This is a genomic window from Fictibacillus norfolkensis (genome assembly GCF_014836645.1).
Classification (GTDB): domain Bacteria; phylum Bacillota; class Bacilli; order Bacillales; family Fictibacillaceae; genus Fictibacillus; species Fictibacillus norfolkensis.
Window position 1 is genome coordinate 213,045 of sequence record NZ_JACSQM010000004.1, and the last position, 21,873, is coordinate 234,917.

Here is a 21,873-nt window from a genome sequence, read left to right on the forward strand (position 1 = left end):
CTAAACCTATCATAATGACATGGGAAAAGAAAAAAGTCCGCACAAAAAAAACGATGCGAAGATTGTTTCGCATCGGTCAGTTCCTTTAAAGTGCGTTTATTTTTTAGGAGAAGTGGCGTCGATCCAGTCTTGGACTAGTTCATGCTGCTTCATATAATTTTGTAGCATATATTTGATCTGCCATGCCTTGCCCACAAGCGTGATCCCTTTAGGTTGAAGATAGATCTTCATCTGCTATGCCTCCTCAATGTCCTATTAAATGCAGTATTCCAAAGTATGATAGACTTTATGTAGAGAAGAAGATAAATAGACCATTGGAGTGTGGAAAATGGAAAACTTATACGAAAAAACGGTAAGCAAAGAACAGGTATACAGCGGTAAAGTTATTGATCTATATATAGAAGAAGTTGAACTGCCGAATAAGAAGATAGGAAAACGAGAGGTTGTTAAACACCCTGGAGCAGTTGCCGTACTAGCAGTAACAGATGAAGGTAAGATGTTAATGGTAGAGCAGTTCCGTAAACCACTCGAAAAGACAATTATTGAAATTCCAGCAGGTAAGCTTGAAAAAGGAGAAGATCCATTAGAATGTGCCAAGCGTGAATTGTTAGAAGAAACGGGTTATAGCTGTGAATCTATGGAATCCATAGGCTCTTTCTATACCTCTCCAGGATTTGCAGACGAATTGATCCATCTGTACTATACGAATACTCTTACAAAGCAAGGTGATCAGATGACAGATGAAGATGAATTCTTAAACGTACTTGAAATAAGCGTAGATGAAGCGAAAGAATGGATGAAACAAGAAAAAATTCATGATGCAAAAACAGCTTACAGTGTCATGTATATGGAGTTAAAACGTGCACTCCAAAAATAAACTTGCACCGTTCTTTGCGGATATGCACATTCACATCGGAGCATCTCGAACAGGAAAAGCGATTAAGATTACAGGTTCAAGGTCCTTGACGCTTCGTAATATCCTACGTGTAGCCAAACATGTAAAAGGTATGGATATCATTGGAATCATCGATTGTCATTCACCTGAAGTACTTCGAGAATTAAAAGAGCTTAAACAAGAAGGTTTCTTGAGAGAGCTAGAAGAAGGCGGCTTATCGATTAATGGATTAACACTCATACCTGGAGCCGAGATCGAAATGAACGATGAACATTGTAAAGGCCCGATCCACGTTCTTGTATACATGCCTAGTATTGCTGCAATGGAGAACTTAAGTCTTTGGCTATCGTCTCGAATGAAGAACATTCATCTAAGCTCTCAACGGATGTACGGCAGTGCTCTTGAACTTCAGAAGTTTGTGAAGAATTCAGGTGGGTTATTTATTCCTGCTCATATTTTTACTCCGTTCAAAAGTTTATACGGAAAAGGTGTAGCCACTTCTCTATCCGAAGTGCTAGATCCGACTTTAATAGATGGTGTTGAGTTAGGTTTAAGTTCGAATACCGAGATGGCATCCCGACTAGAAGAGCTTTCATCATTCACCTTCCTAACGAATTCAGATGCACATTCATTAGAGAAGATCGCACGTGAATATCAGATGCTTTCCTTAAAGGAACCAACTTTTAAAGAATTTAAAATGGCTCTTCAAGGAAAGAAAGGTAGAGAGATTATTGCAAATTATGGTCTCAATCCTTATCTCGGTAAATACTATAATTCGGTCTGTGAAACATGTTTGGAAGTTTATCTTCTGGACAGTAAGAAGTGCGATAAATGTGGAAGTAAGAAGTTCGTAAAGGGAGTCAACGATCGGATCAACGAACTTCAAGGTACAAGGACAAGTAAAGTAAACAGACCTCCGTATATTCATCAGATACCGCTCGAGTTCATACCAGGATTAGGTCCGAAATCTTTAATGAAACTCCGTGAAGCGATTGGGACAGATATGGATATCATACATTCTTCTACAGAAAATCAACTTAAAGAAATTGTAAAACCAGCTATAGCAGAACAGATCCTATCTGCTAGAAACGGAGACCTCTCTGTCCAAAAAGGTGGAGGCGGAACTTACGGAAGAGTAATAATAAACCATCCTAGTAAAAGTAAAAAATAAGACATACCTTCTCCCCTGATTCATAGAATAGGATTAAGAGATTCGGTGGAGGAGGCTTACATATGGAGAGTGCGCGTTATTACATGCAGCGGCATCTAGAAGAGAATAAGACGTTGTATGCGTTTGTTGGTGTTCTCTTTTTAATGGGTGTGATTTTTGGAGCAATTATCGTAAATTCGTTGAGTTTGAATCAAAAACAAGATTTATACACGTATTTATCACGTTTTTTTGTTCAAGCTGCAGAAGGTGGCTTTACGAGCAAAACGGATATGTTCTTTCAAAGTTTTGGCCATTATCTGAAATACATGGGTCTGATGTGGATTCTAGGACTATCCGTGATCGGCCTGCCTGTTATCTTAGTTATGCTGTTCTTAAAAGGAGTAGTAATTGGTTTTACAGTAGGATTCTTAGTGAATCAAATGGGATGGTACGGTTTTTTATTATCTTTTGTGTCGGTTCTGCCGCAGAACGTTCTATTAATTCCAGCTTTCATTATTGTAACAGTAGCAGCAGTAGCTTTTTCATTTAAGATGATTCGTCAGCTGGCTTTTAAAAGGCACCACATGCCCTTTTTTCCACAGCTATTAAGGTATACATTATTAGTTGCGGGTGTAGGTGTTATGGTATTGCTTGCTTCAACGATGGAAGCCTTCTTTACGCCAGCTCTGATGGAACAAGTAATCAAATGGTCAATATAACCAGGAAGAATAATTATTTATTTATAATAAGTTTAAATCGTTAATTAAAATGAGTTTAAATTGACAACTTTTTTCTCCATGCTTATAATTATCTTGTGCGTACATAAGGAGGAAAAGGGTATGGAAAGCAGAATCGACCGTATCAAAAAACAGCTGCATTCACAAAGCTATAAGCTGACTCCACAGCGTGAGGCGACCGTTAGAGTCCTCCTCGAAAACGAAGAAGATCACTTAAGTGCGGAAGATGTTTATCTGCTCGTAAAAGAAAAGGCGCCAGAGATTGGATTGGCGACCGTTTACCGTACTCTGGAACTCTTAACCGAGCTTAAAGTAGTAGATAAGATTAACTTTGGTGATGGGGTTTCCCGTTACGATCTTAGAACAGAGGGTGCGGACCATTTTCATCATCATCTCGTTTGCATTGAATGTGGAGCGGTGGATGAAATACAAGAAGACCTTCTTGGCGATGTGGAAAAAGTAGTTGAAGAAGGCTGGAATTTTAAAATTAAAGATCACAGACTGACATTTCATGGGATCTGTCACAGATGTCATCCTAAGGATAATAATGAAGGTGAAGGAAGCGAAGAGTAGCGCTTCCTTTTTGTTTTTTGCTCAACAATATCGAGTTGGTGGATTTTCGAAAAGGATTTCATACTCATTTAGAAGATATTAGGCAAAGAATATTTACAAAGTCTCAAGAATCGGGTAACGTATGAGTTGTAGATTTAAGTTTTATGTATAATCGGGGAACATGTGGGCATAACCTGTACTATATGAGGACAGGGGTGGACATGATGATTTCCTGGATGAAAATCGTTTGGAATACAACAAAGGTGTTCTTTGCTTTTTCAATTTGCACGCTCGTGTTTTATTTCGGTTTGCTTTGGATTAATTCAGAATATGAAAACTATCATAGATATGACGAACCAAAAGGTAAAGCTGTTAAAGTCTTTAACTTGAGTTCTGATAAGGACTCAAACCCTGTAAAAAGACTTTTTTATTTTTATCAAACGGGTGAGTAAGGAGGGGTAGAGTGAACGAACATGTTCAGGATTTTCTTCAATACATTATTGTAGAACGAGCCCTCTCAAAGAACACAATCGACTCCTATAAGAGAGATTTAACTCAATATGTACGATATCTCCAAAAAGTCGAATCTCTTGAAACTATTCATGAGATTGACCGTAATCATATAATCGGGTATCTTTTATTTTTAAAAGAGAATGGTAAGGCTTCCACGACGCTAGCACGCAACATTGCGTCTATTCGGTCTTTTCACCAGTTTCTTCTAAGAGAGAAGGTCTCTAGTCAAGATCCTTCTGTACATATTGAAACACCTAAAACAGAGCGGAAGCTTCCGAAAGTTCTATCTACAGATGAGGTTGAAGCACTGTTAGACACACCTGCATCAAACGATCCATTCTCACAAAGAGATAAGGGCATGCTCGAGCTATTGTATGCAACAGGCATTCGAGTCTCAGAACTTGTGCAGCTTAATATAGGAGATGTCCATTTAGATATGGGATTCATCCGCTGTATAGGTAAAGGGAACAAAGAAAGAATCATCCCTTTAGGAAAGATGGCCCAAACAGCAATCGAACGATATCTGCATAATGGACGTTCAATCATGTTAAAAGGCAAGAAGACGGATGCACTCTTTTTGAATCATCACGGAAATCGTTTGTCTCGCCAGGGATTTTGGAAGATATTAAAGCAACTAGCAAGAAAAGCTCATATCGAGAAGGAACTTACACCGCATACACTTCGTCATTCGTTCGCCACACATCTATTAGAAAACGGAGCGGATCTGCGTGCTGTGCAAGAGATGTTAGGACATGCTGATATTTCCACAACACAAATTTATACACATGTAACGAAAACAAGATTAAAAGATGTATACTCCGCCTTCCATCCGAGGGCGTGAGCTTTCTTTTTTCGATAAGATGTCAGACTTCTGACATCATCAAGCATTTGTTTGTTGTTTCTGCTATAAGGAAATAGTAAATAAAGTGAATGTACGAATTTCAGGAGGACAAAATGAAACAATCACGTTTTAAGAGAACATTTTTAGTCGTAATGGATTCTGTAGGAATTGGTGAAGCGCCAGATGCAGAAAAATTCGGAGATAAAGGAGCTCACACGCTAGGGCACATTGCACGTGAGATGAACGGCCTCAACGTTCCGAACATGGAAAAGCTAGGCCTTGGAAACATTGACTCGACAATGGAAGGAATTCAGAAAGCAACCAATCCAATCGGACATTATGCGAAACTTCCTGAACTTTCAAATGGTAAAGATACGATGACGGGACATTGGGAGATCATGGGTCTTCACATAAAAGAACCTTTTCAAACGTTTCCGGATGGCTTTCCTGATGAGTTGATCGATATGCTTACCGAAAAATGGGGTAGAGGAATTCTTGGTAACAAAGCAGCTTCAGGTACAGAGATTATTACTGAGCTTGGAGAAGAACATGTGAAGACTGGTAAGCTGATCGTTTACACGTCTGCTGACTCAGTACTTCAGATTGCAGCTCATGAAGATGTCGTTCCTCTAGAAGAATTATATGAGATCTGTGAAACGGCAAGAGAAATGACACGTGATGGCAAGTATATGCTGGGAAGAATCATAGCCCGTCCGTTTAAAGGTGAGCCAGGAGCATTTGAAAGAACGTCTAACCGTCACGACTACGCTTTAAAACCTTTCGGAAGAACAGTAATGAACGAGTTAGAAGACTCAGGTTACGACAGCATCGCACTAGGTAAGATCTCTGATATCTTTGATGGTGAAGGTGTGACAAAAGCCATTCGTACAAAATCGAACATGGATGGAATGGACAAGCTGGTAAAGTCGATGGATGAAGACTTTACAGGTCTCAACTTTTTGAACTTGGTTGATTTTGATGCATTGTTCGGACATAGAAGAGATCCTAAAGGATATGGTCAGGCATTAGAAGAATTTGATGCTCGATTACCAGAGGTTCTAGAAAAGCTAAGAGAAGACGATCTGCTTATCATCACAGCTGACCATGGAAACGATCCTGTTCATCATGGTACAGATCATACACGTGAATACGTGCCATTGATGGTGTATTACAAAGGCATTAAAGAAGGTAAAGAACTTAACGTAGGTAACACGTTCGCAGATATTGGTGCAACGATCGCTGAGATCTATGATGTGAAAAAACCAAGTATCGGTCAAAGCTTTTTAAATCAACTTTAAGGTTAAGTTAAGGGGGAAATGAACATGTCAACACAATTACAAACATCTGCTGATTTTATCCAATCAAAGCTTACTTCTGCTCCAAAAATAGGTTTGATCTTAGGCTCTGGGCTAGGAATCCTAGCTGAAGAAATTCAAAACCCGGTTATTATTCCATACTCAGATATTCCTGAATTTCCTGTTTCCACTGTTGAAGGTCACGCTGGTCAGCTTGTTATTGGTGAACTGGCTGGAAAACAAGTAGTAGCGATGCAAGGCCGTTTTCATTATTACGAAGGATACTCTATGGAAAAAGTAACGTTTCCTGTTCGTGTGATGAAACTGATCGGTGTAGAAACAATCGTTGTAACGAACGCTGCAGGCGGCGTTAACAAAGATTTCGAAGCTGGAGACCTTATGCTGATCACAGATCATATCAATAACTTTGGTAACAATCCGCTGATCGGTGCTAATGATGATTCGTTTGGCGTTCGTTTTCCAGATATGAGTGAAGCTTACACGTTGTCTCTGCAAGACGTTGCAAGAGGTGTAGCAAAAGACTTAAACATCTCATTAAAAGAAGGTGTTTACGCAGGTAACACAGGTCCTTCATACGAAACGCCAGCAGAAGTAAGAATGCTTCGTGTTTGGGGAGCAGATGCTGTTGGAATGTCTACGGTTCCAGAAGTGATCATCGCACGTCATGCTGGAATGAAAGTACTTGGAATTTCATGTATTTCTAATATGGCAGCAGGTATCTTAGATCAGCCGTTAACACATGATGAGGTTATGGAGACTACAGAGATGGTAAAATCCAATTTCCTTTCTTTAGTTAAAGGGATCGTTAAGGAAATCTAACAGTTCAGTAGAATAGATTACAAAGTATTTTAATTAACTTTTTAAAAAAATCTTCATATGTAAAGTGATAAGAAAGTGGTGCTATTAATATGAGAATGGTTGACTTGATTCAAAAAAAGCGTGATGGAAAAGAACTAACAAAAGCAGAGATCGATTTTATTATTCAAAATTATACAAACGGTGATATTCCGGACTATCAAATGTCTGCATTTGCAATGGCTGTATATTTTAAAGATATGACGACTGAAGAGCGCGCGCATTTAACTATGGCGATGGTTGAGTCAGGTGATCAAATTGACCTTTCTGCGATCGAAGGGATTAAAGTAGACAAGCACTCAACAGGTGGTGTTGGTGATACAACGACTCTTGTGCTAGCTCCTCTAGTTGCTGCGCTTGATGTGCCTGTAGCGAAAATGTCCGGAAGAGGACTTGGCCATACAGGTGGAACGATCGACAAATTGGAAGCTGTACCTGGGTTCCACGTTGAGATCGACAACCAAGAATTTATTGACCTTGTAAATAAAAATAAACTTGCTGTTATCGGACAAAGCGGAAACCTGACACCAGCTGATAAAAAGCTGTATGGTCTTCGAGACGTAACGGCAACGGTTAACTCTATCCCATTGATCGCGAGCTCGATCATGAGTAAAAAGATCGCAGCTGGTGCTGATGCAATCGTCCTTGATGTAAAAACAGGTGCGGGAGCATTCATGAAAACACCAGAAGAAGCGGAAGAATTAGCTAACGCAATGGTGAAAATCGGTAATGCGGTAGGACGTAACACGATGGCTGTTATCTCTGATATGAGCCAGCCTCTAGGTCTTGCGATCGGAAATGCTCTAGAGATCAAAGAAGCAATCGATACGCTTAATGGTAAAGGACCAAAAGATCTTGAAGAACTTTGCTTAACTTTAGGTTCTCACATGGTGTATCTTGCGAAAAAAGCAGATTCACTCGAACAAGCACGTGAGATGCTAAAAGAAGTAATCGCTTCTGGAAAAGCTCTTGAAACATTAAAAGTGTTCTTAAAAGCTCAAGGTGGAGACGAATCAGTGGTTGATCATCCAGAAAGAATGCCTCAAGCTGCACATACATTTGAGTTAGCTGCAGATGAAGAAGGCTATGTTTCTGAAATTGTTGCAGATGAGATTGGTACAGCAGCAATGATCTTAGGTGCAGGTCGTGCAACGAAAGAATCTGAGATCGATCTAGCTGTTGGTTTAATGCTTAACAAAAAAGTGGGTGACCAAGTTTCTAAAGGGGATTCACTTGTAACCATCTACAGCAATACTGAAAATGTAGAAGAAGTGAAGAAGAAAATCCGTGATGCTTATACGATCTCGAAAGATGCTGTAGAAGCTCCACCGCTTGTTTATAAAGAGATTAAGAAATAATGAATACCAAAAATGGCCCAAGAGTTATTACTCTAGGGTCATTTTTTTGTTTTCTCGAACATCGAAATGCTTGGAAGATCCGGTATAAAGTGAAAAAATATGGAAAAAATAAAACTATATGAATGGAGGGAACTGTATGAAAGGCGTTATTTCAGGTCTACTAAGTATTTGTTTGCTGGCTTCTTTTTCAATCCCAAAAGCGGAGGCAGCAGAAAAAGCAAAGGAAAAAATAAAGCTTGCAGAACAGAGCCACTCGGCCATTTTAATGGAGCAAGATAGTGGGAGTGTGCTATTCGAAAAGAATAGCCATGAGAAGCTGCCGCCGGCGAGCATGACCAAAATCATGACGATGATATTAATCATGGAAGCCATCGATAAAGGCAAGATCAGCTGGAACGATAAGATTCGTGTAAGTGAATATGCCGCAAGCATGGGTGGATCTCAAATCTTCCTTGAACCAGGTGAAGAGATGCGTGTAGAAGACATGGTGAAAGGAATAGCGATCGGAAGCGCGAACGATGCTTCAGTTGCTATGGCAGAACATATCGCTGGATCTGTTGAATCCTTTGTGAATCGTATGAACGATAAAGCGAAACAACTCGATTTAAATGATACGTTCTTTAAGAATCCGACAGGGCTTCCTGCTGCAGGTCATTATACGTCTGCTCATGATATGGCACTTATGGGAAAAGAGCTTCTTAAGCATGAGGAAGTTACAAAGTTCACAGGACTTTATGAAGATTATTTAAGAGAAGAAACAGAAAAGAAATTTTGGCTTGTTAATACGAACAGACTTGTTAAGTTCTATCCAGGGGTAGATGGGTTGAAAACGGGATTCACGAACGAAGCTAAGTATTGCTTAACTGCTACTGCCAACAAGAACGGGATGAGAGTCATCGCTGTTGTTATGGGAGCACCTTCTCCTAAAGACAGAAACGCTCAAGTTACTTCGATGCTTGATTATGCTTTTACACAGTTTTCAACGAAAAAACTTTATGCAAGACATGAGATTGTAAAAGAAGTTAAAGTACAAAAAGCGGAAAAGGCAAAACTTCCTGTTGTTACTTCAGAACACATTTCACTGTTATTGAAAAAGGGTGAGACAGCGAAAAAAGTGAAAATGGAAGTAAATGTAGACAAAGATTTGAAATTACCTGTAAAAAAGGGACAGCAGATCGGTTCTTTAAAAATTTTTAACGGGAACAAGCTGATTACAGAAAGTCCTGTGTTAGCTTCAGAGACGGTAAAAAAAGCATCTTGGTGGAAACTTTTCAAACGAACAGCAGGACAAATGTCAAAATCCTCATGACTTTAATGATTTCTTGACAGTTATAGGCGAATTCCCACTAGTTTTGTCAAGAGTGAAGGAATTCGTCTTTTTTTATAGAAAATTCACGTTATCCAAAAAAGAAGGAGAGGATAGCGTGGGATTAGCTGTCAATTTGGAACTTAAACACACCGTATTATGCATCCGTTTAGATGGAGAACTTGATCACCATACAGCAGACATGCTTCGGTCACAAGTTGAAGAATATTTGAGGAAACATACGGTAAACCATATTGTCTTAAATTTAGAAGGTTTGAGTTTCATGGATAGTTCAGGTTTAGGCGTTATACTAGGGCGTTATAAGCAGATCAAAAGTCAGAATGGTGAGATGGTGGTATGCGCCATATCTCCAGCGGTAAAACGTCTTTTTGAGATGTCAGGGCTGTTTAAGATTATCAAGCTTGAAGAAGATGAAGAGCTTGCCCTTCAGGCTTTGGGGGTGGCTTAAAATGAGAAATGAGATGAAGATTCAGTTTTCAGCGTTAAGTCAGAATGAATCCTTCGCACGTGTGACGGTTGCTGCGTTTATCGCTCAGATCGATCCAACAGTTGATGAACTGACAGAGATCAAGACCGTTGTATCTGAAGCGGTGACGAACGCGATCATTCACGGATACGAGAACAAAGCAACTGGCATGGTTTATATTGAAGCCGCTATTGAAGAAGATACGATCCACCTCACGATTCGTGACGAAGGATTAGGGATTCGTGATCTTGATGAAGCAAGGCAGCCGTTATATACGTCCAAGCCAGAACTAGAACGCTCAGGTATGGGTTTTACGATCATGGAGAATTTTATGGATAGTGTAGAAGTCATCTCAGAACCGTCTTACGGCACTACGATTCATTTGACAAAATACTTGACCAAAAATAAAGCAATGTGTAATTAAGGGAGTATGTCTATGGATGTCGAGGTGAAAGGCAGCAAAAGTGAACCGTTTCTTAAGGATGAAGAGATTAAGCGATTGATCAAACAGAGTCAGGAAGGAGATCAGTCAGCCCGTGATACGATCGTTGAAAAGAACATGCGGCTTGTCTGGTCTGTGGTTCAGCGCTTTTTAAACAGAGGTTATGAAGCAGATGACCTTTTTCAAATCGGCTCTATCGGGCTGTTAAAATCTGTTGATAAATTTGATCTTTCTTATGATGTTAGGTTCTCTACCTATGCAGTGCCTATGATCATCGGTGAGATACAGCGGTTCATCAGGGATGATGGAACGGTTAAAGTCAGCAGATCATTAAAAGAGACCGGTAACAAAGTGCGTAAAGCTAAAGATGAGCTATCGAAATCACTTGGGAGAACACCTACCATTTCAGAAGTAGCAGAATTTCTAGAGATCGCAATAGAAGATGTAATCATGGCTCAGGATGCTGTACGAGCACCACAGTCGATTCATGAAACTGTTTATGAAAATGACGGTGATCCCATTACGTTACTAGACCAAATTTCCGATCATTCGGATAATAAGTGGTTCGATAAGATCGCGTTAAAAGATATTATGGATAAACTTGATGAGAGAGAGCGGCTGATTGTTTATTTAAGATATTTTAAAGATCAAACACAATCCGAAGTAGCCGACCGGCTGGCCATTTCTCAAGTACAGGTATCCAGGCTCGAAAAGAAAATATTATTATTTATGAAAAACCAGATGGAGACTTAAACGTCCTATCTGGTTTTTTGTTTGCTGTTTTTGCAAAAGATGTCGCTCTTTGAGAGATAGCTGATTTCCGCTCCAGGTTGCACGCTTTCCATGGGGCGAACGGTGAGCCTCCTGCCGCTTTGCGCCATTAGGAGTCTCCACCTGCACGCTCGTCCCATAGGAGTCGGCATCCTTCCGCTCCAATCAACTTTCAATGAAGTAGAAAAAAGCATTTAAAAGCAAAACGTTTAGAAAAAGCCTTTTATTCAGGCGTTACATCAAGAGGCTTGGTTCAAGATTATTGATCTTTAGTATTAATTCATAAATTAAAGTTTCTACAGCTTTTAGCATTACCTATAACATCACTGATTAAGTTGAAAGGAGTGAAAGATGAACTTCTACCGCTATCATTACTAAAAGTCTACACTAGTCTTAGCCCTTCGAGATTAAAGGTGAACAGTTAAGACTGCGCATTCATATTCTCGGCCAATTTTGCTTAACTAGCCACTTTTATTTTTTGGACTGTCTTGTCCGCTTCAAGGTTCTATTCTTACTCCTCTCCCTAGAAAGGTAATCCTTCCGAAGTGAGCTCCCTCTTCACACTTGCCTTGCAGAGTAGATTCTCATGTGGCAAGCAACTTTTGCGCTCCAATCAACTTGTATAGGAAATGAAAAAGAAAATTTTAAAAGCCTTTTATTCACGAATTTAACCAAGAGTCTTCTGTACTTAAATTATGACTTTCAAACTAAAGTTTCAACATCCTTAGTGTTACCTAAACTTCACTGATTAGGTTGATTGTAGTGTAAGGTGCGAGACTCCTGCGGGACGAGCGGACAGGTGAGACACTTAGAGGCGCGAAGCGGCAAGTGGCTCACCGGTCGCCCCGCGGAAAGGGAGCACCTGAAACGGAGATCAACCACTTTCAGAGACATCAATGCAAAAAAAAGAACAGCTTTAATTTTCATGGTAGTTTTTGGATGGAGTTCAATGTGAGGCATGATAAGAATTCCATCATCGCATACTAAACACAAATGCGCTTAGAAAGAGGTGAAGTGAAAATTGGATAAAACAGTATACCTGCGTATGCGTCAACGTGTACAGGTCATTCAGCATCAGAAAGTCTCGATCGGAGAAGTTGCACAAATTGTAGCATCTGATGAATTAGAAGAAGCCATCAAGGGATATATTATCCACGAAGTAACCCCTGAAGATAAGCATTTGATTGTGATAGATGTCATGCGTGTGATCGCTACGATTCAAAAGAAAAACCCTGGTTTAGATGTCCAAACCATCGGACCTGCACAATCGATTCTGGAGATTCAGATGCAGCAAAAAAAGCTGGCACCAGTGTATTTTGTCTTGGTGTGGCTTCTGCTTTTTACAGGCTCGGCTCTCGCGATCATGAATTTTCATGAAGATGTAAGCATGCAGCTTGTTCACCAAAAAATCTATTTCATGATTACGGGGCATTATAAAGAGCAGCCTTTATTACTCCAGATTCCATATTCATTCGGTCTTGGTCTAGGCATGATTCTTTTCTTTAACCATCTTTTCAGAAAAAGACTTAACGAAGAACCAAGTCCTTTGGAAGTTGAGATGTTTAATTATCAGCAAGACCTTGATCAGTATGTAATCGTTCATGAAAACAAAGAAACAGAGAAGAAGATCGATGGGAATTAAAGTACTGCTCGTTGCCTTTATCGGTTTTGGTGGTGGAATAACAGTAGGCTCTGGTCTTGTCGCTCTAATAACGGTTCTTGGAATCGTACCTAGGCTGATGCAGCTCTCTAAAACGTATCGATACATCAGAGGTTATGAGTTGAGCATCATATTAGGTGCTGTAATCGGAGGTTGGATGAATTTAAGAAATAGTTCGATTGGGTTTCCAGCTTTCTTTTTAGTACCGATCGGTCTGTTTACCGGAATCTTCATTGGGATGTTAGCCGCAGCGTTAACAGAAGTATTGAACGTACTTCCGATTCTTGCGAAAAGAGTAGGGTTCGGAGAGAAAATTATCATTATATTAATGGCGATTGTACTTGGGAAAATCTCAGGATCTTTGTTTCATTGGATGTACTACATTAATCATTAAGGATGTGATTGTACGATGGCAACTAAAGAAGAACAGCAGGCATATGCCGAAAAAATTAAGTCGATACAGCCGAAACCTCCGTATGTTTTAAATTGTTTAAAAGCATTTTTTATAGGTGGGATCATCTGCACGATCGGTCAAGCGATTCAAATGTTTTATATGACTTACTTTAACTTCACACAAGAAACAGCAGGAAATCCGACTGTTGCTACGCTCATTCTAATCGCAGCACTATTAACAGGACTCGGAGTATACGATAAGATCGGTCAATTCGCTGGAGCAGGTTCTGTTGTGCCGGTAACTGGATTCGCTAACGCCGTTACGAGTGCGGCATTAGAACATAAAAGTGAAGGCCTTGTACTCGGAGTGGCTACAAATCTCTTCAAATTAGCTGGAGCTGTTATTGTGTTCGGAGCTGTTTCTGCCTACGTTTTCGGTATGATCCGCTACATCTTTCAGCACTTGACATAAGGAGTGAAGGCATGAATTTATTAGGAAGACAAACATGGAAATTTGCAAATAACATTTACTTAAATGCTGCGGGTACAGCAGTAGGTCCGATGGAAAGCGAAGGACCATTGGGCAGCTATTTTGATAAAACGTATAACAACCTTCATTGCGGACAAAAGAATTGGGAACTTGCTGAACGTCAGTTGATGGAAGATGCGATCAATGCTTGTTTGCACAAAGTAAAAATGAAGCCTGAAGATATCAATTTCTTGTTGGCAGGAGACTTGTTAAATCAGATTGTTTCGTCGAACTATACAGCCAGAGGAAACGGAATACCCTTTCTAGGTGTGTTCGGGGCATGTTCAACATCAATGGAATCACTCGCATTAGGTGCAGCTTTAGTGGATGGCGGTTATGCGAATCGAATTGTAGCTGCAGTAAGTTCACACAATGCTACAGCTGAAAGACAGTTTAGATATCCTACCGAGTACGGCGGGCAGAAGCCGGATACAGCTACGTTTACTGTGACAGGTGCAGGTGCTGCACTTGTGAGTAAAGAGGTCTCAGATATTAAGATCACGTCTGCAACGGTTGGAAAAGTAGTGGACTTAGGAATTAAAGATCCTTTTGATATGGGATCAGCGATGGCTCCAGCAGCTGCAGACACGATCGCGGCTCATTTTAAAGAGATGGACGTTCAACCAGATGAGTATGATTTAATCGCAACAGGTGATCTATCTGGAGTGGGTGCACCGATCGTTAAGATGTTATTAAAAGAGCAAGGTTATGATGTTTCAGACAATCATCGAGATTGTGGATTGATGATCTATCGCAGCGGTCAGCAGGTTTTTGCTGGAGGCAGTGGATGTGCGTGTTCTGCCGTCGTTACGTACGGTTATATCTTAGACGAGATTCGAAAAGGCAATCTGAAGAAAGTTTTGATGGTCGCTACCGGAGCATTATTGAACCCGGTAATGGTTCAACAAAAAGAGAGTATTCCGACGGTTGCTCACGGCGTTGTTCTTGAGCGAGCGGAAGGAGGGCAATAAGATGGAGTTTTTCTGGGCGTTTGTAGTAGGCGGAGCAATTTGTGTTGTCGGCCAGCTGATGATGGATGTAATGAAGCTGACACCGGCTCATGTAACTACTTCCTTCGTAGTGATTGGAGCACTTCTTGATGCTTTTGGTATCTATGATAACTTGATTAAATTTGCAGGAGCAGGAGCTACGGTTCCCATTACCAGTTTTGGTCACTCCCTTCTGCACGGAGCAATGGCTTCGGCTGAGGAACATGGTTTTATCGGAATCGCCATGGGAATCTTTGAGTTAACATCTGCAGGAATCTCATCTGCTGTTTTGTTTGGATTTTTAGTAGCAGTCATCTTTGAACCTAAGGGGTGATCACATGGTGAAAAAACGGGTCATTTTCATAACGGATGGAGATCTGTATGCACTACGAGTCGTAGAGCATGCAGCTAAACAAGTTGGAGGACGCTGTATATCGCAATCATGGGGAAATCCAACACGAAAAAGTGGTATAGAGCTTGTAGAGATGATCCGAAAAACACCTCATGACCCTGTACTTGTGATGTTTGATGACTGTGGTTTTAAAGGAGAAGGTCCAGGAGAACAAGCGATGAGATATATTCATCGGCAGAAAGATATTGATGTGATTGGTGCTGTAGCAGTTGCTTCCAAAACACATTTTACAGAATGGACAAAAGTTCACTGTTCTATGGATCGATATGGAGAACTAACAGAGTTCGGTATTGATAAGAGTGGAATTCCGGATCTTGAAACAGGCAGGATCAATGGAGATACCGTCTATATCCTCGATGAATTGAACCTCCCTTTCGTAGTAGGGGTAGGGGACATCGGAAAAATGGCAGGTTTTGATTCTGTTGAAAAAGGGGCTCCAATTACAGTAAAAGCGGTTCAACTTATTCTAGAAAGGAGCGAATCAATTGGCAAAAGAAAAAAATAAAACACCCATCAGTAAAAATATTGGAGATACAGAAAAGTATTTAAAAGAGCGTTTAGGTATTGGAGTAAGTTTTGATGTTGGTGTCAGAAAGATCTTTGTCTTAAAAAAAGAACTTCAGCTGTATTACTGTACAGGACTTTGCGACAGTGAGTTCATCATCATGATCTATCGAGAACTAATGGATATGGATCATGGTCATCGCGCACCGAGTAAAGTGAAAGATCTTGTACATAACCATCTCGCACATCAACAAGTAGAGATAACGAAGTCGTTAGATGAAGCTGTTGATCGTATGCTTTCAGGTCTTATCGTCCTATTCATTGACGGAGAAGAAGAAGCATTTGTTGTGGATGTAAGAAGTTATCCAGGAAGATCACCAGAAGAGCCAGACATTGAAAAGGTAGTAAGAGGAGCCCGAGATGGATATACGGAGAATATCATCATCAATACCGCTCTTACGAGAAGACGTATACGAGACGAACGATTACGACACGAAATCCTTCAAGTCGGTGAACGTTCGAAAACGGATGTGTGTCTCGCTTATATTCAAGATGTGGCAGATCCAGGTCTCGTTGATCTTATTAGAAAAGAGCTTAACTCTATTGAGATCGACGGGATTCCTATGGCAGATAAAACGATAGAAGAGTTTGTTGTAAAACAAGGCTGGAATCCGTTTCCTTTAGTACGTTACACTGAAAGACCTGATGTTGCTGCACAGCACTTGATGGAAGGTCATGTGTTGATCATCACAGATACATCTCCAAGTGTTATCATTACACCCACAACACTTTTTCATCACGTACAGCATGCAGAAGAGTTTAGGCAGACACCGTTTATCGGTGCGTTTTTAAGATGGACTCGTTTTACAGGAATGCTGGCTTCTGTATTCTTAGTGCCGATGTGGCTCTTGTTTTCGATGGAAGAGCAGTTATTACCGCCTTTTATTGATTTTATAGGTCCGAATAAACACACCAACATCCCATTGTTTCTCCAAATTATTTTTGCAGAGATCGGGATTGATATCTTAAGACTTGCGGCCATTCATACACCGAGTGCTCTATCGACCGCCATGGGCCTGATTGCAGCCGTATTGATCGGCCAGATCGCAATTGATGTAGGATTATTCGTACCTGAAGTTATTTTATACGTTGCGATTGCAGCGATCGGAGCGTTCTCTACACCTAGTTACGAGTTAAGTATTGCCAATAGGGTACTGCGGCTCTTTCTGATTATAATGGTCATGCTCTTCAAAGTTCCTGGATTTATCATTGGTTTTACGATTATGATCATATATATGGCAACGATTAAAAATCTAAACACGCCTTATTTATGGCCGTTCATACCTTTTAATCCTAAAGCATTCCTGCAGATCGTTATTCGAGTCGCCGTTCCACTCTCTAAAGTTCGGCCGAGCATCGTACATCCGCAGAACACCAAAAAACAGCCAACTAATTAATCTGTCACTTGCTGATTGTTGAAAATTGTGTTAAATTCATAACTAATTAAATATGCCTCATATGAGGTAGAGGCGCAAAACGAATGAGTAGCATATGGAGTTTGTGGATGACGATGAAATATGTGGAAAGGTCAATTTGCCGAAGTGTAGGAAGAGCTCCATCTCTTTTTATGCTGGGCCGCTGCTGAACAAGCAACGGACTGTCACTACAACTGTAGTGGAGAGCTATTCCGACATGAGGGTACGGTTATGACAGCCTGCCTTAGTTGCGGCTGTCTTTTGTATTTGTCGGGATTGAATTCTCTATCAACAACGAGAGGGGATTTTTTGTGAATTTACACGGAACATCAAGAATTGGAGATAATCAACATCTTTGGATCGGTGGTTTAGATACGGTAGAGCTTGCAAAAAAATACGGAACACCGCTTTATCTATATGATCTATCCTTAATTAAAAATAGAGCAAGAGGCTTTAAAAAAGCATTCGAGGAAAACGGGGTTGGCTATCAAGTCGCTTATGCCTCAAAAGCCTTTTCATCGATCGCTATGTTTCAGTTAATCGAGCAAGAAGGATTAAGTCTCGATGTAGTTTCAGGGGGAGAACTTTATACTGCACTTCAAGCTGAATTCCCACCTGAAAGAATTCATTTCCATGGAAACAACAAGAGCTTAGCAGAATTAGAATTTGCACTTACCGCTGGAGTCGGATGTATTGTAGTAGATAACTTTCATGAGATTTCCTTATTAAAAATGCTGAGCAGCAAGCTTAGTAAAAAAGTAGACATCTTACTGCGTTTAACTCCAGGAATTGAAGCTCATACCCACGATTACATCATTACAGGACAGGAAGATTCTAAGTTTGGATTTGATTTAGGAAATGGTCAAGGAGACAAAGCACTTCAAGAAGTACTCGCATTTGAAGGCTTTCGCGTTTTAGGGATTCATTGTCATATTGGATCTCAAATCTTTGAAACAGAAGGATTCACTCTGGCGATTGAAAAGTTGTTCGGCCATTTTAGAAAGTGGAAAGAAAACTTTAACTATTTTCCAAGTGTCGTAAATCTTGGAGGCGGGTTTGGTATTCAATATACGTCAGAAGATACACCGCTTTCCCCTAAACAATACGTTACGGCCATGATTGAAGAAGTGAAGAAACAGATGATTCACTTTGAAGGGCAAGAACTACCTGAACTTTGGATTGAACCGGGACGCTCACTCGTAGGTGATGCGGGTACGACGATCTATTCGATCGGTTCTCAAAAAGAGATCGAAGGAGTTAGGCACTATGTGTCCATTGATGGAGGGATGACAGATAACATTCGTCCTGCACTCTATCAAGCTAAATATGAAGCATTTGTAGCGAATAAGATGAACGAAGAACCAACACAAACCGTTTCGATCGCAGGAAAATGCTGTGAGAGTGGCGACATGTTAATCTGGGATATCGAACTTCCAGAAGTTTGTGATAACGACTTATTAGCCGTTTCCTGTACGGGAGCTTACGGTTATAGTATGGCGAGCAATTATAATCGCATCCAGCGGCCAGCTGTTGTGTTTGTAGAGAACGGTGAAGAACAGCTTGTAGTGAAGCGGGAAACATATGAAGACCTCATCAAGAATGATGTTCCGCTAAAAACGAATGTTTTTGTGTAAATTAGTTTACGGAGCAGACATTTAACCGTACAATGGTAGTTGAATGAAGTAGAAGGAGGCCTGTTTTTTATGAAAAAAGGTTCAATTGAATTTGAAAACGGCGAAAAAATTGTATTTGATCTGTACCAAGAAGAAGCACCTGGAACAGTAGAAAACTTTGAAAAACTTGCAAACGAAGGCTTTTACAACGGTGTAACGTTCCACCGTGTTATCCCTGGATTTGTAGCTCAAGGTGGAGATCCAACAGGAACTGGAGCTGGCGGCCCTGGTTATTCTATTCCTTGTGAAACAGAAGGGAACCCACATAAGCACGTAGCAGGGTCTCTTTCAATGGCGCATGCTGGACGCGATACAGGTGGAAGCCAATTCTTTCTCGTACACGAGCCACAGCCGCACTTGAACGGTGTTCATACTGTTTTTGGACAAGTTACAGAAGGTTTGGAAACAGTACTTCGTATTAAACAAGGCGATGTAATGAAAGAAGTTAAAGTTTGGGAAGAATAAGTTCCAAATAAGAAAAGCTCCGGATTTTATTCGGAGCTTTTTTTGTGTTTGGTAATTATACATTTCTGTTTTTCATGAGTTTTTGTCTATTTCGTTCATCAATAACAGTGGTTCGGTCTCTAAAAGAGTGCTTATGAACGATGTTTTCATCCACTACGGTTGATAAAGACCACTCTTCTTCCATCACACCAGCTTTTAATAAACATACGTGCATTAGGTCGGTTGATAGTGGAAGAGCTATCGACTCAAAAGGTTGCTGTTGTTCGACTTTTTGTATACTTTTATCGAGTAGTTCAAAAAATGGTTCAACTTCTATTCCGAGTTCTTTCAGTGCTGATTCTTCTTTTTGCAGCTTCACTTTACAACTCAAGATCATTCGTTTTGCTCCATTATTGTTGCCGCGCCGATGGTGATAAAGAGCTACTGCAAGCTGGATCAGTCCTGGCCACAGATCTCCTTTCATCCCCTCGTCCTTCCAATGCTCCTCAAGCACTTCATGACATTCAAAGTAATCTTGATCTCTATGAAAATGCACCAAGTATTCAATCCATGGTTTTGGATAAGTCACTAGTCGTTCACGCCCCTTAATAAGCTCGACTTTAAGTTTACCATATGCATAGCATGAATAAAAACAAGCCGCGTACCACGCAAAATATGATATAATTTTATAATACAAAATCGCTGAAAAACTGGGGAAATGTTATGCAATATAGTGTAAAGCTTGATGGATTTGAAGGTCCGCTAGACTTACTGCTTCATTTGATACAAACCTACGAAGTGGATATTTATGATATCCCGGTAGCCATCATAACTGAGCAATACCTTCAATATATACATACGATGAAAGAACTAAAACTGGACGTAGCAAGTGAATTTCTAGTCATGGCAGCTACTCTTCTTGCCATTAAGAGCAAGATGCTGCTACCAAAGCATGAAGAAGAGCTTTTTGAGAATCAGATGGAACTCGAGATGGAAGAAGATCCAAGAGATGAATTAGTAAGAAGACTCGTTGAATATAGAAAGTACAAGCATGCTGCTGATGAACTAAAAGAAAGAGAATCAGCAAGAAGCTTAATATACACACGGCAGCCTGCCGACCTCTCAAAGTTTGAGAAAGAAGAATCGGCAAAACAGGTGACCAACGTAACGCTGTATGATATGTTGCAGGCGATGCAAAAAGTCTTTCAAGAAAAGGTCACGCGAGCACCGAGACAAACGACAATCGAGCGGCAAGAGATTCCGATCGAAAAAAGAATGGAACAAATAAAATCCTCTCTTCTTTCTGTAGGGGGACGAAAAAAGTTCACAGACCTTTTTGATAAGAGTACTAGGGAACATGTCGTTGTTACATTTCTTGCAATATTAGAACTTATGAAGGTTAAATCAATAAATTGCGAACAACAAGATCATTTTAGTGAAATTTATATAACGATGTTAGAGGAGTAATACGATTTGGAACGAAATGAATATAAAGCGATTGTAGAGGGTTTGCTTTTTGTCAGTGGAGATGAAGGAATCGACAGAAAACAAATCGCTCAAGTGTTGGAGATCGACAGCAAAGAACTTGATCCCATCATCGAAGAGTTGAAACAAAGTTATGCTTCATCAGAAAGAGGGATGTCTATTGTTGAATATGCGGGATCCCTTCAATTTGTAACAAAACCGGAACACGCTGCCTTTTATGAGCGTCTTGTTGAAACGCCTGGTCATGCGACACTTTCTCAAGCTGCTCTTGAAACACTTGCGATCATTGCCTATAAACAGCCGATTACTAGGTCAGAGATCGAAGAAGTAAGAGGTGTGAAAACTGAAAAACCGTTACAGACTCTATCTGCTAAAGGGTTAGTAAAAGAAGTTGGAAGAGCAGAAGGGACGGGACGCGCAATATTATATGGTACAACAAAAGCATTCCTAGAACATTTTGGTTTGCAAAGTGTAAAAGAGCTGCCGCCTCTTCCTGAGAACATTCAGGAAGAGAATGTGGAACAAGAAGCAGATCTGTTCTTTTCAAAATTTCAGGAATCACTATCTACTGACGAATAACAAGGGGGAGTCATGCATTGTTGATTCAGCATATCGATGGTATGGAGTTAGAAAAAGAAAAACCGAACACATCTGAGGATTTTTTTAACCGTTCAGAAGTGACCTATGAATGTAACGGAAAAACTCAAACTTTTCATCTTCTTTATGTACGATATTTTGAAGAAAAACTTCAAGAGGAATTAACACATCATGACTTTTGGAAAGATTACTTGAGCTTCTATAAGATAACAGAGATTGCAGCCCTCACCGCATTGCTTAAGGACCCTGAATACCTTAAGCGCAAACGAAGCTATATCAACAACTATGATGAATTTAAAAAACTCTTCATTCCACCAAATGAAGAGTTGCTAAGTTCACATCTAAATACTTTAAAACAAATAACAAAGTAAACAGCCTTTATTTCATTTAGGCTGTTTTTCTTTTTTTCTTCCTATGCAAGTTGAGAGAAGCGTAAGGTGCTTGCCACAAGCAGGGCGCAAAGCAGCAAGGCGTCCACCGTTCAATCGC

Annotated in this window: 27 protein-coding genes and 1 riboswitch; of the genes, 25 read left to right on the top strand and 2 right to left on the bottom strand. The window is 40.3% G+C overall.

Annotated features, from left to right (window positions below):
• Positions 1-96: 96 nt before the first annotated feature.
• A complete protein-coding gene (gene mciZ / locus H9648_RS11245; protein ID WP_144699251.1) occupies positions 97-231 on the bottom strand; it encodes a Z-ring formation inhibitor MciZ in 135 nt (44 codons plus the stop codon).
• Between the two features lie 97 nt (positions 232-328).
• Here mciZ and H9648_RS11250 point away from each other — a divergent pair, with 97 nt between their 5' ends.
• The 22 genes from H9648_RS11250 (at position 329) to H9648_RS11355 (ending at position 19,323) form a co-directional block, all read left to right on the top strand.
• Positions 329-877 (top strand): NUDIX hydrolase, encoded by a 549-nt coding sequence (locus H9648_RS11250; protein ID WP_191753913.1) that lies wholly within the window; start codon positions 329-331, stop codon positions 875-877.
• Between the two features lie 22 nt (positions 878-899).
• Complete coding sequence (locus H9648_RS11255) at positions 900-2,066, top strand: endonuclease Q family protein (RefSeq protein ID WP_191754081.1); 1,167 nt, start codon at positions 900-902, stop codon at positions 2,064-2,066.
• A 62-nt stretch (positions 2,067-2,128) separates the two neighbouring features.
• Positions 2,129-2,764, top strand: a complete 636-nt coding sequence (gene spoIIM / locus H9648_RS11260; RefSeq protein ID WP_191753914.1) for a stage II sporulation protein M — start codon at positions 2,129-2,131, stop codon at positions 2,762-2,764.
• A gap of 120 nt (positions 2,765-2,884) precedes the next feature.
• On the top strand, positions 2,885-3,355 hold the full coding sequence (gene fur / locus H9648_RS11265) for a ferric iron uptake transcriptional regulator (protein WP_144699257.1): 471 nt from the start codon (positions 2,885-2,887) through the stop codon (positions 3,353-3,355).
• Between the two features lie 200 nt (positions 3,356-3,555).
• Positions 3,556-3,786: a YqzK family protein gene (locus H9648_RS11270; protein WP_313957519.1), complete on the top strand. Its 231-nt coding sequence runs from the start codon at positions 3,556-3,558 to the stop codon at positions 3,784-3,786.
• An 11-nt stretch (positions 3,787-3,797) separates the two neighbouring features.
• On the top strand, positions 3,798-4,688 hold the full coding sequence (xerD, locus tag H9648_RS11275; RefSeq protein WP_191753915.1) for a site-specific tyrosine recombinase XerD: 891 nt from the start codon (positions 3,798-3,800) through the stop codon (positions 4,686-4,688).
• 113 nt (positions 4,689-4,801) lie between these two features.
• On the top strand, positions 4,802-5,986 hold the full coding sequence (deoB, locus tag H9648_RS11280) for a phosphopentomutase (protein ID WP_191753916.1): 1,185 nt from the start codon (positions 4,802-4,804) through the stop codon (positions 5,984-5,986).
• Positions 5,987-6,010: 24 nt separating this feature from the next.
• Positions 6,011-6,823 carry a purine-nucleoside phosphorylase gene (locus H9648_RS11285; protein WP_404825678.1) on the top strand — a complete coding sequence of 271 codons (813 nt, stop codon included), beginning with the start codon at positions 6,011-6,013 and terminating at the stop codon, positions 6,821-6,823.
• A gap of 89 nt (positions 6,824-6,912) precedes the next feature.
• Entirely contained in the window at positions 6,913-8,217 is a 1,305-nt protein-coding gene (locus H9648_RS11290) for a pyrimidine-nucleoside phosphorylase (protein WP_191753918.1), read from the top strand.
• Between the two features lie 136 nt (positions 8,218-8,353).
• A complete protein-coding gene (locus H9648_RS11295) occupies positions 8,354-9,526 on the top strand; it encodes a D-alanyl-D-alanine carboxypeptidase family protein (protein WP_191753919.1) in 1,173 nt (390 codons plus the stop codon).
• Positions 9,527-9,641: 115 nt separating this feature from the next.
• Positions 9,642-9,992 (top strand): anti-sigma F factor antagonist, encoded by a 351-nt coding sequence (spoIIAA, locus tag H9648_RS11300; RefSeq protein ID WP_066395843.1) that lies wholly within the window; start codon positions 9,642-9,644, stop codon positions 9,990-9,992.
• A gap of 1 nt (position 9,993) precedes the next feature.
• Complete coding sequence (gene spoIIAB, locus H9648_RS11305) at positions 9,994-10,434, top strand: anti-sigma F factor (RefSeq protein WP_191753920.1); 441 nt, start codon at positions 9,994-9,996, stop codon at positions 10,432-10,434.
• 12 nt (positions 10,435-10,446) lie between these two features.
• On the top strand, positions 10,447-11,205 hold the full coding sequence (gene sigF, locus H9648_RS11310; protein WP_191753921.1) for an RNA polymerase sporulation sigma factor SigF: 759 nt from the start codon (positions 10,447-10,449) through the stop codon (positions 11,203-11,205).
• 1,039 nt (positions 11,206-12,244) lie between these two features.
• On the top strand, positions 12,245-12,865 hold the full coding sequence (locus tag H9648_RS11315; RefSeq protein WP_191753922.1) for a stage V sporulation protein AA: 621 nt from the start codon (positions 12,245-12,247) through the stop codon (positions 12,863-12,865).
• The gene (locus H9648_RS11320) at positions 12,855-13,277 is read left to right on the top strand and encodes a stage V sporulation protein AB (protein ID WP_191753923.1); all 423 of its coding nucleotides are present in this window, start codon (positions 12,855-12,857) and stop codon (positions 13,275-13,277) included. Before H9648_RS11315 ends, H9648_RS11320 begins: the two co-directional genes overlap by 11 nt.
• Positions 13,278-13,292: 15 nt before the next feature.
• Entirely contained in the window at positions 13,293-13,748 is a 456-nt protein-coding gene (spoVAC, locus tag H9648_RS11325; protein ID WP_191753924.1) for a stage V sporulation protein AC, read from the top strand.
• Between the two features lie 11 nt (positions 13,749-13,759).
• The gene (spoVAD, locus tag H9648_RS11330) at positions 13,760-14,776 is read left to right on the top strand and encodes a stage V sporulation protein AD (protein ID WP_144699277.1); all 1,017 of its coding nucleotides are present in this window, start codon (positions 13,760-13,762) and stop codon (positions 14,774-14,776) included.
• Between the two features lies 1 nt (position 14,777).
• The gene (gene spoVAE, locus H9648_RS11335; protein ID WP_144699279.1) at positions 14,778-15,128 is read left to right on the top strand and encodes a stage V sporulation protein AE; all 351 of its coding nucleotides are present in this window, start codon (positions 14,778-14,780) and stop codon (positions 15,126-15,128) included.
• Positions 15,129-15,132: 4 nt separating this feature from the next.
• Positions 15,133-15,711, top strand: coding sequence for a stage V sporulation protein SpoVABEA (gene spoVAEA, locus H9648_RS11340; RefSeq protein ID WP_191753925.1), 579 nt, complete (start codon positions 15,133-15,135; stop codon positions 15,709-15,711).
• Entirely contained in the window at positions 15,692-17,167 is a 1,476-nt protein-coding gene (locus H9648_RS11345; RefSeq protein WP_191753926.1) for a spore germination protein, read from the top strand. The genes spoVAEA and H9648_RS11345 overlap by 20 nt, the downstream gene beginning before the upstream one ends.
• A 59-nt stretch (positions 17,168-17,226) precedes the next feature.
• A riboswitch (Lysine riboswitch) is annotated at positions 17,227-17,403 on the top strand.
• A 93-nt stretch (positions 17,404-17,496) separates the two neighbouring features.
• Positions 17,497-18,819: a diaminopimelate decarboxylase gene (gene lysA, locus H9648_RS11350; RefSeq protein WP_191753927.1), complete on the top strand. Its 1,323-nt coding sequence runs from the start codon at positions 17,497-17,499 to the stop codon at positions 18,817-18,819.
• A gap of 69 nt (positions 18,820-18,888) precedes the next feature.
• Positions 18,889-19,323, top strand: a complete 435-nt coding sequence (locus H9648_RS11355; RefSeq protein ID WP_191753928.1) for a peptidylprolyl isomerase — start codon at positions 18,889-18,891, stop codon at positions 19,321-19,323.
• 55 nt (positions 19,324-19,378) lie between these two features.
• Here the strand turns inward: H9648_RS11355 and H9648_RS11360 are convergent, their stop codons facing one another.
• The gene (locus tag H9648_RS11360; RefSeq protein WP_191753929.1) at positions 19,379-19,891 is read right to left on the bottom strand and encodes a DUF309 domain-containing protein; all 513 of its coding nucleotides are present in this window, start codon (positions 19,889-19,891) and stop codon (positions 19,379-19,381) included.
• Between the two features lie 134 nt (positions 19,892-20,025).
• Between H9648_RS11360 and H9648_RS11365 the strand changes: the two genes are divergently transcribed.
• Genes H9648_RS11365 through H9648_RS11375 form a run of 3 tightly spaced genes read left to right on the top strand, consistent with a single transcriptional unit; the run spans position 20,026 to position 21,755 of the window.
• Positions 20,026-20,769: a segregation/condensation protein A gene (locus H9648_RS11365; protein WP_191753930.1), complete on the top strand. Its 744-nt coding sequence runs from the start codon at positions 20,026-20,028 to the stop codon at positions 20,767-20,769.
• 6 nt (positions 20,770-20,775) lie between these two features.
• The gene (scpB, locus tag H9648_RS11370; RefSeq protein WP_191753931.1) at positions 20,776-21,366 is read left to right on the top strand and encodes an SMC-Scp complex subunit ScpB; all 591 of its coding nucleotides are present in this window, start codon (positions 20,776-20,778) and stop codon (positions 21,364-21,366) included.
• A 17-nt stretch (positions 21,367-21,383) separates the two neighbouring features.
• Entirely contained in the window at positions 21,384-21,755 is a 372-nt protein-coding gene (locus H9648_RS11375) for a hypothetical protein (RefSeq protein WP_191753932.1), read from the top strand.
• The last annotated feature ends 118 nt before the right edge of the window (positions 21,756-21,873 follow it).

What these genes read in the sequence shown, in the direction of transcription:
- mciZ (WP_144699251.1), bottom strand. Translation starts at nt 231, where the DNA reads ATGAAGATCTATCTTCAACCTAAAGGGATCACGCTTGTGGGCAAGGCA.
- H9648_RS11250 (WP_191753913.1), top strand. Translation starts at nt 329, where the DNA reads ATGGAAAACTTATACGAAAAAACGGTAAGCAAAGAACAGGTATACAGC.
- H9648_RS11255 (WP_191754081.1), top strand. Translation starts at nt 900, where the DNA reads ATGCACATTCACATCGGAGCATCTCGAACAGGAAAAGCGATTAAGATT.
- spoIIM (WP_191753914.1), top strand. Translation starts at nt 2,129, where the DNA reads ATGGAGAGTGCGCGTTATTACATGCAGCGGCATCTAGAAGAGAATAAG.
- fur (WP_144699257.1), top strand. Translation starts at nt 2,885, where the DNA reads ATGGAAAGCAGAATCGACCGTATCAAAAAACAGCTGCATTCACAAAGC.
- H9648_RS11270 (WP_313957519.1), top strand. Translation starts at nt 3,556, where the DNA reads ATGATGATTTCCTGGATGAAAATCGTTTGGAATACAACAAAGGTGTTC.
- deoB (WP_191753916.1), top strand. Translation starts at nt 4,802, where the DNA reads ATGAAACAATCACGTTTTAAGAGAACATTTTTAGTCGTAATGGATTCT.
- H9648_RS11285 (WP_404825678.1), top strand. Translation starts at nt 6,011, where the DNA reads ATGTCAACACAATTACAAACATCTGCTGATTTTATCCAATCAAAGCTT.
- H9648_RS11290 (WP_191753918.1), top strand. Translation starts at nt 6,913, where the DNA reads ATGAGAATGGTTGACTTGATTCAAAAAAAGCGTGATGGAAAAGAACTA.
- H9648_RS11295 (WP_191753919.1), top strand. Translation starts at nt 8,354, where the DNA reads ATGAAAGGCGTTATTTCAGGTCTACTAAGTATTTGTTTGCTGGCTTCT.
- spoIIAB (WP_191753920.1), top strand. Translation starts at nt 9,994, where the DNA reads ATGAGAAATGAGATGAAGATTCAGTTTTCAGCGTTAAGTCAGAATGAA.
- sigF (WP_191753921.1), top strand. Translation starts at nt 10,447, where the DNA reads ATGGATGTCGAGGTGAAAGGCAGCAAAAGTGAACCGTTTCTTAAGGAT.
- H9648_RS11320 (WP_191753923.1), top strand. Translation starts at nt 12,855, where the DNA reads ATGGGAATTAAAGTACTGCTCGTTGCCTTTATCGGTTTTGGTGGTGGA.
- spoVAC (WP_191753924.1), top strand. Translation starts at nt 13,293, where the DNA reads ATGGCAACTAAAGAAGAACAGCAGGCATATGCCGAAAAAATTAAGTCG.
- spoVAD (WP_144699277.1), top strand. Translation starts at nt 13,760, where the DNA reads ATGAATTTATTAGGAAGACAAACATGGAAATTTGCAAATAACATTTAC.
- spoVAE (WP_144699279.1), top strand. Translation starts at nt 14,778, where the DNA reads ATGGAGTTTTTCTGGGCGTTTGTAGTAGGCGGAGCAATTTGTGTTGTC.
- spoVAEA (WP_191753925.1), top strand. Translation starts at nt 15,133, where the DNA reads ATGGTGAAAAAACGGGTCATTTTCATAACGGATGGAGATCTGTATGCA.
- H9648_RS11355 (WP_191753928.1), top strand. Translation starts at nt 18,889, where the DNA reads ATGAAAAAAGGTTCAATTGAATTTGAAAACGGCGAAAAAATTGTATTT.
- H9648_RS11365 (WP_191753930.1), top strand. Translation starts at nt 20,026, where the DNA reads ATGCAATATAGTGTAAAGCTTGATGGATTTGAAGGTCCGCTAGACTTA.